This window comes from Pseudomonas sp. MDT1-17, from assembly GCF_054898105.1.
Map to the genome: position 1 here is coordinate 895,973 of NZ_JBUBVM010000001.1, position 12,592 is coordinate 908,564.

Consider the following 12,592-nt stretch of genomic DNA (forward strand, 5'->3'; position numbering starts at 1 on the left):
CGATTAGGTAAAACGGCCGCGAGTTTAGCACGCCCGGCCACCGGCCTAGGCTAAACTGCGCAGCATTGCCTAGGAGCCGACACATGCAAAACCCGCAGAATCTGATCTGGATCGACCTGGAAATGACCGGTCTGAACCCTGATACCGACGTCATCATCGAGATGGCCACCATTGTCACCGACAGTGACCTGAACACCTTGGCCGAAGGTCCGGTGATCGCCATCCATCACAGCGACGAGATCCTCGCCGGCATGGACGAGTGGAACACCCGTCAACACGGCGGCTCGGGGCTGACCCAACGGGTGCGCGACAGCCGTATCAGCATGGCCGAAGCCGAAGCCGAAACCATCGCCTTCCTGGAGAAATGGGTGCCGAAGGGCAAGTCGCCGATCTGTGGCAACAGCATCTGCCAGGACCGCCGCTTCCTTTATACCCACATGAAATCCCTGGAAAGCTTCTTTCACTACCGCAACCTTGACGTCTCGACGCTGAAAGAGTTGGCCGCACGCTGGGCCCCGGACGTGCGCGACAGCTTCAAAAAGGGCAGCACGCACCTGGCCCTGGACGACATCCGCGAATCGATCGCCGAGCTGCAGCATTACCGCAAGCATTTCATCAAGTTCTGATGGAATTGAGGGCTGCACGGATTGTGCAATGCCCTCTTTTGATGCCGTCCCTAAATGGCTAGACTGCGCGCCTTCTTGCAAGGACCGCCACCATGTTGCTGATGCTTTACCTGATCGCCATCACCGCCGAAGCCATGACTGGCGCCTTGTCTGCCGGACGTCGCGGGATGGATTGGTTTGGCGTGGTGCTGATCGCGTGCATCACAGCGCTCGGCGGGGGATCGGTGCGCGACGTGTTGCTCGGGCACTACCCGCTGACGTGGGTCAAACACCCGGAATACCTGGTACTGACCTCGGTGGCGGCGATGTTCACGGTGTTCGCTGCGCGCTGGATGCGGCATCTGCGTTCGCTGTTTCTGGTGCTCGACGCCGTAGGTCTGGTGGCATTCACCCTGATCGGCTGCATGACCGCCCTCGAAATGGGCCACGGCATGCTGGTGGCGTCTGTCAGCGGCGTGATCACCGGGGTTTTCGGCGGCATCCTGCGCGATATCTTCTGCAACGACATCCCGCTGATCTTCCGCCGCGAACTCTATGCCAGCGTCTCGTTCGCCGCGGCATGGTGCTATCTGCTCTGTATCTACCTGCAATTACCCGCTGAACAGTCGATTCTGATCACCTTGTTCGGCGGCTTCCTGTTGCGCTTGCTGGCGATCCGTTTCCATTGGGAAATGCCGAAGTTCGTTTATAACGATGAACAGTAAGAATACCTGACAATAAATGAAGTTGTAACGGCGGTACATATTTAGATTTTGTTGAGTAAATTATTCAATAACCTATGAACTCATCAATGTTTGTGGGTCATTTGTATGTCTGAATTATTAACTGATTTAACCCGCCGGGAATTCCACGAAAACTTCATAAAAGAAAAGATCCCCTCTTGGCTGACTGGCGCTCCCGCCGCCAGGCGCCGGGCGTTGAAAGAGGTCCGGCCATCGATTGCCAATTGGTATCGCTCAGCGTCAACCGCCAGCCATGAAGCTTTGAAGCAGGCAATCGCCCGCAGCTGGGCGTCGCAAAGTACGGTGGACCATTTGCTTGCCACCCTAGCCGATGTTCAACAATTCGCGGAACCGTTATTGCGCCAGGCTTTAAAAAGCCAGTTCGGGCTTGAGCTGGATGTCAGAAAAACGTGCCTGCGGCTCTATATCCCCAAAGGACTGGTTCGTGGTTACGAAGTCAAAACCATTTCTCTGCTTGAAGCCGCCTTGCACAACTTTGAAAGCAAAGAAACGGCAGCGGGTTACTTCGACGGCGCTTCATGTTTTATATCTGAGCCGACTGCAAGCGGACAGTTCGATGTTCTTTCGCTAACACCTCGTTTGACCATTGCGGCATTCGCCTCGCTGTGCCGTCGTCTTGATATTGGCGGCCAGTACCAACAACGCCTTGCAGCGCTTCTGTTGCCAAAAAAAGCGGCAGCCAAGACGCGCTTGGTGCATCAGGTGATCACCAGCCAGCAGGATCAATTGCGGGCCAGCCTCCTTCTTGCACACATGAAGGGAGACATCGACGAAGGTGCCCGGAACATGCTGTCGGGGCTGCTCGCCGGTGGGCAGAATCCGCTGTTTGCCGGGAAAACGCAGCATTTTCATCAATTGAGCATCCTCGGGGCGACGTTGACCGGAATTGTCCTTTTCGCTGCGGATCTGGAGCACGCCAGCGACGTTGTACCGCTCATCGCCTACGTCCCCCATGACCCTGAACACCCTCTGAAGGCCTACGCTTCCACCGGCGAGTTCGCGGCAGAACTGGTGCGCCAGCTACGTGCTCCCGCGTATCAGCGTTTTTTTGCACAGTTTGTCGCTCATGACCAACGCGGCAATTTTTTTACGTTGCTCAACGATGCACTGAGCAAGGTGGTCTGGCACCAGCATGAGCCCGGCGACCCACGTCCAGCCTGGCGTACGGTTCCGACTGCACGCCCTATTCTCAGGCTGCAAGTACAGAGCGGTCAGGGAGATGTGTGGACTTGGCTGTATCAAGCCAAGCTCAACAAAATCCTCAATGATGCGCAGACCATAGCGGTGTCCACCGCGCAGGAAGATCGCAAATCCCGTTGGGAGCAATGGGACAGGCTGCAAAATGTCGCCACTACTGTTGTTGAGGTGGCGACGTTGGTGGTCCTGCCGTTCGTGCCTTTTCTGGGCGAACTCATGCTGGCCTACACCGCGTATCAATTGCTCGACGATACCTTCACTGGAATTCTCGACTGGTCCGAGGGGCAATTGATCGAGGCTTCCGCTCATTTGCAGTCAATTGCTGAAAACGTCGCACAGTTGAGCGTGTTTGCGGTCGGTGGCGTGGTGCTCGGCAAACTGCTCGCGATCAAACCCTCTGCCTTTATCGAAAACCTGAAAATCGTTGATGCCGGCGCAGGCAAGCAACGCCTGTGGAATCCAGACCTGAGCGTTTACGAACATGCGCTGCCTCTACCGATCGATTCGCCACCCGACGAACTCGGTTTGCACCGGCACGCGGGGACAACGTTGCTGCCGCTGGAGAGGAGAGTCTACGAAATCGAGGCCGGGGCGTTCGATGAGGGTTATCGCATCCGTCACCCCGACAGGCCCGATGCCTACCAGCCGCGACTCACCCACAACGGTGTCGGCGCCTGGGCGCACGAAGTCGAGCGACCCATGGAATGGCAAGGCGCACAGCTGTTTCGCCGACTGGGGCATTCAGTTGCCGAATTCTCTGATGCCACCGCTGCACGCATTCTGGCGGTGAGCGGTATTGATGAGGCCGTGCTGCGTGACATGCACGTGCATGCCCGGCGTCCGCCAGCCTTACTCGAAGACACCCTTCGGCGATTCAGACTTGATCAGCGAATACAGACATTCATCGCGCAAATGCAAAACTCCGATCCGGCGGTCTACACCAAAGCAGATCCGCGGCTGCAGGCGCAACTGTTGCGGGCGCAGGGCGTCAGCGTGCCGCAAGGGTGGTTACGCAGCGGCGATCTGGTTTCAGGCGCCGTGGAGTCGCTGGACGATGCGACGCTCAAAGAACTCCTGGGTGAAAGCCCGGCGTTTGGCGACACGTTGCCAGGGATTGATGCGCGCTCCGCCCGGCTGCGGGCAAGGATGGTGAGTTGGGCAGAGCAGGATCGAAGCGCGTTGTTCAAGGCGCTTGACGATTCGTTTGAACCGAGCAGTGATAAACCCATCCAGCAAATGCGACGGATTTTCCCCGATCTGCCGAAAGCCATCGCCCAGGAGCTGTGGCGCAATGCGAGTGCGGCCGATCGTGTGCACATGCAAAACAAACCGGGACTGACTCAGTCAATGGCGCATGAAGCGTTGTTTTACCTGCGCGAGGTTCGTCTCAGCCGGGCGTGTGAAGGGCTCTATTTGGATTCGGTCGCCGGTCCCGATAGCGATAAATTGGCCTTGCACATGCTCGAAACATTGCGTGGATGGTCATCTGACATTCGCATAGAGGTGCGTGACGGGCAATTTGATGGGGCATTGCTGGACAGCATCGGTCGTACTGACGCGCCAATTCGAAAGGTCCTGGTCAGGCTAGGCAGACAGTACCAAGCCCACGATGGCTTCGGCATGGAACTGCATGGGCTCGGCGATCTGTACGCTGCGGTGATACATGCGCTTCCGGATGCGCAACGGCAGGCGTTGGGACTTCCGCATGTGGGGCAGGGCAACGGGCTCAAGCAGGCGATCCGACAACAAGCGCTGCCATCGCGTTCGCAACTCAGGGTATTGCTGAAGCAACCACCCCTGGAGCCCGGCGCCCGCTCGCCCATGGGCCTGGCGGTGGGGCGTTCTGGTTACCTGTTGGGGGGCGGCGATTTCGTGCCGGAGCTCGTGCGCTCCATCGAGCAACGCCTTCAAGCGCTTTATCCGACGCTGTCCGAGGAGGAGGTGGCGACCCTGCGTCGTGAGCGATTGACGGGTGATCCCTTGCTGTCCATTGCGCGTCTGGAAAACGAGTACGTCACGTTGGTCAATGAGCTGGAAACCTGGACAGCCGACGTACCTGCAACTCATCCGGTATCAGGGAAGGTTCTGACCCTCGAAGAATCCAGCGTACAGAGACAGCGAAGAGCTTTGTTCACTGAGGTCGTGCGGGCGAGTTGGAGTCGGCGGCTTACAGAGAATAATCGTTTCGAAACGGAGCGCTTTTTTTCCAAAGTCGACATCATCGGCAGCCTGCCTCAACTATCGGCAAATTTCAGTCATATTTCCGAATTTCTGTTGGTCAACAGCAGCCCTTATCTGCGTGCGGGTAACTTTCTTAATGGTTTTTCCAGCCTGAAGTATCTGACTATCAGAGGAATTCGGCTGGATGCATTTCCGGTCGAAACCTTCCGTATGCGCGAACTGGTCGTACTCAACCTGGATAATTGCAACTTGCGACTGGATGAAGCGTCTGCGGAAGGGCTCGCGCATATGGACGGGCTCGAAGAGTTGGATTTAGACGACAACCCTTTGGGTGTCGCTCCATTTGTGGGACACATGAAAAATCTGGAAACGCTCAGACTAAGTCGCACTGATTTGAAACGAGTACCGGAAGGTTTGTTTGATCTGGAAAAGCTGCGTCACGCCGATTTGACTGGAAATCATATAGTGGAACTGCCGGATGATTTGTTCGAGCTCGATGATGCGCGAAACGTCAGTTATAACTTTATTGATAATCCACTAAGCGAATCATCCAGGGGACGTATTGCTGCATATAACGAGAATTACAGTCTCGATAGAAAACTATTGATTCACTTTGAGGCAGAGGGCGAAGATGTCAGTGGAAGTGATTCGGATGATGATACTGAAACAGATGACAGCGGGAGGGACAGTTTAAGTGAGGATTCCGATGATGAATGATGAGTTTTGCTATTGGTCGGGCTTGAAGATGAAATGCGATAAAAGTGTTTGGCGTTATTTCCTTGACATGACCTGAAACTAGTTGCTTGTAAGAGGGGGGTAGGTGTTTCATTTGTTGCTCAAATTGGCCTATTGAAGTAGAGGGTGGCTTTTGCTATTGATCTTTCAGGGCTCGCGATGTTGGGGACATTGCGCGTTTAATAATTGGCCAGGCAGGGCAAGGCCAATCAATAAATAATTGAATGATCAATGCAAAGGACAGTTTTATGAATAATGCGAGTAATAGTACTGTAGAAGAAGCGACCATCCAGCGATCACTGCGTGTTTCGCGCCTGGACGTTCGCTTCGAAGCCCCAGGTATCGAATTCAGAAGAATTTTTGCCAACGGCAGGATGCAAGTCCGGGTGCGGGTATTCGTGGAAGCCGTTGATGACGGATCGGGAATACCTGTGCCGCTTACGTATTATCCCGACCTCATTTCCACACGACTGATTCAATATCATGATGGTCAGCCGTTGAGCACGGAAGTGTACACAGGTGAGCCACTGACGGGTTGGAACTCGGCGCCCTTTGAAAACAGTTATACCCACAATATGCCTGGGGCCACTTACGCCCCAGGGGGCGGCAACAATACCGGTACCCCAATTGATTTTTGGGTCTCTTGTTCGAACGAAGAAACAATGCAAATTGCCGCCGAAGTGACAGTGCAGGGTAGGGTCTATCGTAGCAACGGTACCGTTAATCCGGACGGTTCAAAGATAAATAAAAGTGTCGTGATTGTGGCAGAGCGAGTTCCGACCTATAGCGCAGATCAATTTAGCTGGAAGCGGCAACGAATCGAAGGGGCATTTTATGGTGCCACGTTGTATCGATATGACTTGGGCCTGTACTTGAATGGGTTGCAGGTCAAATTGGTAAATTGGCATACGGATCAGTATGAAGGTTCGGGTATTTATCCAATGAGGTTTTGCTACACCGGATTGGTTTTGTCCCACCCGGCTCCGAAGTCCTATACCGGTGTCATGTTGCCAGTCTTGGGCAAGGCTGTGGAAATTATTGGCTTTAAGCTTCCGGTTAAGCAGCGTGAAGGAGAGCTGGTTGCTTGCAAGGGCATTCCATCTGCCTATAAATACACGGGCGAGCAAGTCAGGTTGGAAGATTTCTTTTTTACCGTTTTGGATGAGTTTGGTAGTACCCATCGCTTGTCGGTGACGATCGATATAGAGAAGGGCGAATTTTTACTGCGTAAAGGGTGAGGGTGTTTTTCCCCAGGATGTGGGTTCAGAACTAATCGATTCCAAGTAGGTTGTCGTATTTGAAAGGATTACAAATGACGGTCAAACAGGCAAATATTCATTCCAATGCGTTTAATTTTGAAGAGTTTCTGGCTGGCGGTGTCGATCCTCGTACGGGGATGTACGGCTGCGCTTTGACATTGGGTGAAATAACCTCTGGTTCCGCCAATGGCCCATCCCTGCCAATCGGGCTTTTCTACAGCCCGCTCCAGGGCGGCGACAGCGGGTTTGGTAAGGGGTGGTCGATGTCATTGACCAGTTACGACGTGGCCAGTGGCATGTTCCAGTTATCAGGAGGGGGGCGTTACAAGGCGAGGCAGACGTCCACGCGTCTGGTATTTGATGAGTTGAAGCTGGAGACACTCAAGGTATTGCGTCCCTCCCCGGGCATCTTTGAAATTGTGCACAAAAGCGGCTTGCGTGAAGAGTTGAAGGTGTACCCCGGTAGTGATGTGGCGCTACCGACGAAGATCGTCGCCGCCAATGGCGCCGCGATGATGCTGGATTACACCGCTATCAATGGCGAGCCGGTCTTGTCGACGGTACGGGATGCCAGCCGGACGCTGCTGAGTATTTCCCGCACATCCGGGCAGATATCCCTGGATCTATATCCAGGTACGGAATGCGCAACGACCTTTACGTTGAAGCTGACTAACGATGAAGTGAGGTCGATTCATTTACCGGAAGGTGGCATCTGGTCGTTGATCTACGAGCAGGTCGCTGGCCTTGATTGCTTGACCCAGGTCAACTCGCCTCTGGGTGCCCGAGAGCTGATCAGTTACCAGGATGATGGTCATCGCTTCCCCCCCGATGGGCCGGTGCAGGCGCTGCCTTATGTCATTTCTCACACCCTGTTCCCGGGCCAGAAGCAGCCGGCAATAATCACCAATTACACTTTTTCAGAGGCCAATTTCCTTGGCTTCAAGGACAACGATATCCGTTGGTCGCGGGAAGGCGATACGCTTTATCAGAGTTCGTCGAATTATCAGTATTCCTCCATTGAAACGATGATGGATGGCGCCAAGGTGCACCGTTCCATCAAACGCACTTACAACCAATACCATTTGCTGGTCTCGCAAGTGACGACCTGCAATCAAAGTGTGACGTCCCAATCGATCGAATATCACCTTGAGCCAGGCAAACGCTTTGATCAGCAGCCCGCGCAGTTCGGTATGCCCAAGGTGCAAATCCAGCGCTATGAGAATCGCAAGACTCGTGCATCCCTTGAGGAAACGACCACAACCGAGTTCGATGCTTCGGGCAACCTCCTCAAGCATGTCGCGCCGTCGGGGGTTGTCACCCTGGCCGAGTTCTATCCCGCCGGCGGTGGCGAAGGGTGTCCCGCCGATCCGTTGGGATTCGTGCGCTTCGAGAAACAAAGAACCGTACAGCCTGCAACGGGTTTCGCCGATGCCGCGACCTTAGTGCTTCGTCTTCGCTATGAAATGCTTGGGGAAGTTGGCGCGCCGGGTTGTGATGTGGTCCTTGCGCAGCAAGCGTTGTATGAGCGAACCGCTAATGGTGACATCCTGCGTTCACAGACCCACCTGGACTATATCGATTCGGCAACTGACGCCCAGCGTCACGGCCTGTTGAAAACGCAAACCATCAGCCAAAACGGTCAGGCATCCGCTACCAAATTTCAATACACCCTCAATGACTCGACGCTCGATGTTCAAGCGGTTCAGGTCGGCTTCGACGACACCCGTCGGACTTCGATAACGAGGTTTTCGGCCATCAATGGGTACAAGCTTTCGGAGCAAGATGAGGATAAAGGCAACGTCGTCTTCACCTATGACCGTCTCGGTCGCGTGTTGAGCGAGAAGGTCGCCCCAGGCAGCGCATTCGAAGCCACCAGCAGTACGCACTATGAGCAGGCCAAAGCGTCTGGCGCTGCGGCTATGACACTCGGCAGGGACGTCAACGGCGTACAGAAGAAGAGTTATTACGACGGCCTTGGACGAGTGATCGCGATCGAGGATCAGGACGTCGATCAATCGGCTGAAGGTGAATTTCGCCAGGTGTACGCCGCGAAGTACGACCGGCTTGGGCAAATGACCGGCGAAGCAGTGACTGACTGGTGGCCTGGCCAGAAGCGAGTGTTGATCACAGGATTCGTTTTTGATGATTGGGGGCAGGTTAAAACCACGATTCACCCCGATGGTCGCCACGAGCACCGTGATTTTGACCCGGTCAGCAGGCGGGAGAGAACCTGGCAGGAAGGCATGGGCAAAACGGTTACCCAATACAACGCCTTCGGTAAGCCAGACCACGTCGAACAGTTCGATACCGCCGACCAGAGCCAGGGCAAGCGAGTTTATGAGTACGATGGTCTGGGCCGCAGTGTTGTGCAAACTGACCCGCTCGGTAACCGTACGGCTTATGAATATGATGTCTTCAACCGACTTACCCAAAGCATTCTGCCCGATGGTAATCGCGTGCAGACAAAGTACGCGGACCACAGCCATGAATCGCTGCCGATTGAGATCACGATGGCCGGGCGCACGCTGGGTAAGCAACAGTTTGATGGCCTAGGGCGTCTGATTCAGAGCACCTGCGGGGGGCGCATGACCTTGGCGGGATACGAGGCCGGTTTCAGTCTACCGGCCTGGAACAAGAGGCCAGGCGGCGAACAGATCAAGTTTCAATATGAGCGTAATTTAGGGCGGCTGAAGCAGCGACAGGCCACCGGGCTGCAGGCCAGTTATGACTATCATCCTCGGCACGGTAAGTTGATCAATTGCGTCGAGGGCAATCGCGAAACCCGGCTCGAGTATTACCCTTCCGGGCGCCTCAAGCGTGAGACATCGAAGTTCGCAGAGGAGAAGGGGAAGAGTGTCTCCTATACCCACTCGATGGGCGGCCGACCGCTCACCTGCACCGACGTGCTGGGGGAGGAACACAAAACCGATTACGACGATGCGGGACGTCCGCGATCCTTCGAACAACGCTTGCTCAAAGCCACGTTCGCCTACAATGCCTTGGGGCAGCTGGAGACCATTGATACACAAGCGGCCGAGGGTCAAGGCTCGTTGGTGACCCGGCTGGCCTACGATGATCTTGGCCGTGAGGTGTCGCGTACGTTCGAAGCCGGTGGCGGCATCACCCGCGTCCTGTCATCGAGCTACACCCTGGCAGGCAAATTGGCGCAAAAAACTGTGTGGCAGGGGGAGGAAGTCTTGCGTAGCGAGCTTTTCGCCTATGACTCGCGCGGCCGTCTCAGCGAGTATTCATGCCGTGGCACGCAGCGACCGCTGGATGCCCAGGGCAATGAGATCATTCGGCAGACGTACGTGTTTGATGCGTTCGACAACATCCTGACGTTGCAGACCGATTTCCCTGGCGGCACTAACGTCGCATCATTTGAGTACAGCCCGAACGATCCGACCCAATTGACGGGCATCCGCAATAGTCATGCCGACTATCCGGCGCCCGTGGTGTTGCGCTATGACGACAACGGTCATTTGATTCAGGACGAGCAGCAGCGTCGACTTGCTTACGATGCGCTGGGGCGCCTGACCGAAGTGGCCAGCGCCGTTGGCAGCGTAATCCGCAGCTACCAATACGATGCCCGGGATCAACTGGTCGAGATGTCGCAGCCGACGGGGATCGCCACCCAACGCTTCTATCGAGGTAGTCGGGTGATCAACGAAACTTGCGGTACTGATACCTGCACCTTGTTACGTCCGACGGGCATCTTGCTGGGACAGGAACGCAAGGGGGCTGACGCCGCCATTCATCTGCTGGGCGTCGATCAACAACAGAGTGTGCTGATGGAGGTAGCGGGACAACAAAGTCGTCATTTCGCCTACAGCCCCTATGGGCATCGACCGGCGGAAGGCGGGCTGTTCAGTTTGCTGGGATTCAATGGCGAGCAACTGGATCGGTTGACGGGTTTGTATCTGTTGGGTAACGGCTATCGCGCGTACAGCCCTGGGCTGATGCGTTTTCTGAGTCCCGACAGCATGAGCCCATTCGGCGCGGGTGGATTGAATCCCTATGCCTATTGTGGAGGGGATCCGATTAACCGGGTGGATCCAACCGGCCACGCCTGGCAAGACTTGGTCGGAATCGGACTGTCCATTCTCGGATTTGTAATCACCGTAGCAACTATGGGGGCTGCGACGCCGTTGGCAATAGCAAGCATGACGCTAGCGTTCGTTTCCATGGGCCTGGGTGTGGCTGCCGGTGTTATTGAACACCTGGATCCTGGATCGGAGGTCGCTGAGATTCTGGGGTGGGCCAGTCTGGCGGTCGGCGTTGCGTCTGCGGCCAGCGGTTTGAGGGTGGCGGGACTGCGTGCCGTCGACAAAGGATTGATCGGTAAGCCCGGTGCGACTTCGGTTCAATATTATATGCCCACAAAAGCAAAGGCGGCTAAACCACCGTCGATCATCAAAGGCAAAGGCGCCAAAAAGGCGGCGAAGGCGCAGAACGCCGAGGCCAGTGCCGAGCGCGTTGCTCCAAAGAAATGGACACGTACAGGCATGGGCGACGAATCGGTTGCTGACGCTATGGCAGATACTGCAAAGAACAACTGGGGAAAGTTTAGAGACGGTCTGGATGCAGGACTTCATCCCAAAGAGGCTGCTGGGCTCTTGGACGACCCTAAATTTAAGCAGTTTGGCAGCACCAATCAATGGCAGATAAGGATCAGCCAAAGCGAGCGAGTTACCTTCGCCATTTTCAAAGACAATAGGGAGGTGCGAATCATGGGAATCGGCGGGCACACCTGATTACTGGAGCGCAAATTACAAAGTGGGTGTCTGCCGGCCGGCATGCTGCTGCAACGCCCACTCCACGTGCTCCCTCACCAGCTCCGACGGATACTCCCGTCGCGCCTTCAACGCTTCCAGCACTGGAATCGTTGAAGGCGCATTTCCTAGCCCCACGGCAAGATTTCGCAACCAACTCTGATAACCGGCACGCCGCAACGGTGAGCCTTCGGTATTGCTCAGGAATTTGTCCTCATTCCACATAAACAATTCAGCCAGTTCAACGTTGTCCAGATTATGCCTGGGCTTGAAATCGCTTTCACCGGAAGGACGGGCAAAGCGATTCCACGGACAGACGATCTGGCAGTCATCGCAGCCAAACACCCGGTTGCCGATCAGCGGCCGCAACTCTTCGGGGATCGCGCCTTTGAGTTCGATGGTCAGGTAGGAAATGCAGCGCCGGGCGTCCAGCACATAGGGGCCGACGAAGGCATTGGTCGGGCAAATGTCGAGGCATGCGGTGCAGCGGCCGCAATGTTCGGTGGAATGAGGCGGGTCAATGGGCAGCGGCAGGTCGACGAACAGTTCGCTGAGGAAGAAGTAACTGCCGGCCTTGCGATTCAGGACCAGGGTGTTTTTGCCGATCCAGCCCAGGCCGGCCTTTTCAGCGATGGCTTTTTCCAGCACCGGCGCACTGTCGACAAAGGCGCGATAGCCAAACGGGCCGATGACGGCCTGGATTTTTTCCGCCAGTTGTTGCACGCGTTTACGGATCAATTTGTGGTAGTCGCGGCCCAAGGCGTAGCGCGAGACGTAGGCTTTTGCAGGTTGCGCCAGGCGTTTGGCCATTTCGGTATCGCCCGGCAGGTAGTCCATGCGCAGGGAAACCACCCGTAGCGTGCCGGGCACCAGCTCTTCCGGGTGTGAGCGTTTGCTGCCGTGGGCGCCCATGTACTCCATTTCGCCGTGGTAGCCGGCCGCGAGCCAGCGCTCCAGGTGCTGTTCATGCTCGGCCAGATCCAGACCGCTGATGCCGACTTGCTGAAAGCCCAGCTCGCGGCCCCAGTCCTTGATAGATTGGGCGAGGGCGGGCAGGTCTGTGGTAATAGCGGGCATGA

The 12,592-nt window shown here is 55.7% G+C and carries 6 protein-coding genes; 5 read left to right on the forward strand and 1 reads right to left on the reverse strand.

Translation table 11 applies throughout. The features are described 5' to 3' along the window. The first annotated feature begins 83 nt into the window (after positions 1 to 83). The 5 genes from orn (at position 84) to ACYZTX_RS03970 (ending at position 11,495) form a co-directional block, all read left to right on the forward strand. Entirely contained in the window at positions 84 to 626 is a 543-nt protein-coding gene (gene orn, locus ACYZTX_RS03950) for an oligoribonuclease (protein WP_008035288.1), read from the forward strand. Between the two features lie 92 nt (positions 627 to 718). Continuing rightward, positions 719 to 1,330 carry a trimeric intracellular cation channel family protein gene (locus tag ACYZTX_RS03955; protein ID WP_462033040.1) on the forward strand — a complete coding sequence of 204 codons (612 nt, stop codon included), beginning with the start codon at positions 719 to 721 and terminating at the stop codon, positions 1,328 to 1,330. Between the two features lie 105 nt (positions 1,331 to 1,435). Beyond that, complete coding sequence (locus ACYZTX_RS03960; protein WP_462033041.1) at positions 1,436 to 5,464, forward strand: dermonecrotic toxin domain-containing protein; 4,029 nt, start codon at positions 1,436 to 1,438, stop codon at positions 5,462 to 5,464. Between the two features lie 266 nt (positions 5,465 to 5,730). Then, positions 5,731 to 6,720 (forward strand): hypothetical protein, encoded by a 990-nt coding sequence (locus ACYZTX_RS03965; protein ID WP_462033042.1) that lies wholly within the window; start codon positions 5,731 to 5,733, stop codon positions 6,718 to 6,720. 59 nt (positions 6,721 to 6,779) lie between these two features. Next, positions 6,780 to 11,495 (forward strand): RHS repeat domain-containing protein, encoded by a 4,716-nt coding sequence (locus ACYZTX_RS03970; protein WP_462033043.1) that lies wholly within the window; start codon positions 6,780 to 6,782, stop codon positions 11,493 to 11,495. Between the two features lie 15 nt (positions 11,496 to 11,510). Here the strand turns inward: ACYZTX_RS03970 and queG are convergent, their stop codons facing one another. Then, a complete protein-coding gene (gene queG / locus ACYZTX_RS03975; protein ID WP_462033044.1) occupies positions 11,511 to 12,590 on the reverse strand; it encodes a tRNA epoxyqueuosine(34) reductase QueG in 1,080 nt (359 codons plus the stop codon). Positions 12,591 to 12,592: the final 2 nt, after the last annotated feature.

Excerpts from the sequence above, each read along its gene's own strand:
- ACYZTX_RS03965 (WP_462033042.1), top strand. The coding sequence starts at position 5,731 with ATGAATAATGCGAGTAATAGTACTGTAGAAGAAGCGACCATCCAGCGA.
- orn (WP_008035288.1), top strand. The coding sequence starts at position 84 with ATGCAAAACCCGCAGAATCTGATCTGGATCGACCTGGAAATGACCGGT.
- ACYZTX_RS03960 (WP_462033041.1), top strand. The coding sequence starts at position 1,436 with ATGTCTGAATTATTAACTGATTTAACCCGCCGGGAATTCCACGAAAAC.
- ACYZTX_RS03955 (WP_462033040.1), top strand. The coding sequence starts at position 719 with ATGTTGCTGATGCTTTACCTGATCGCCATCACCGCCGAAGCCATGACT.
- queG (WP_462033044.1), bottom strand. The coding sequence starts at position 12,590 with ATGCCCGCTATTACCACAGACCTGCCCGCCCTCGCCCAATCTATCAAG.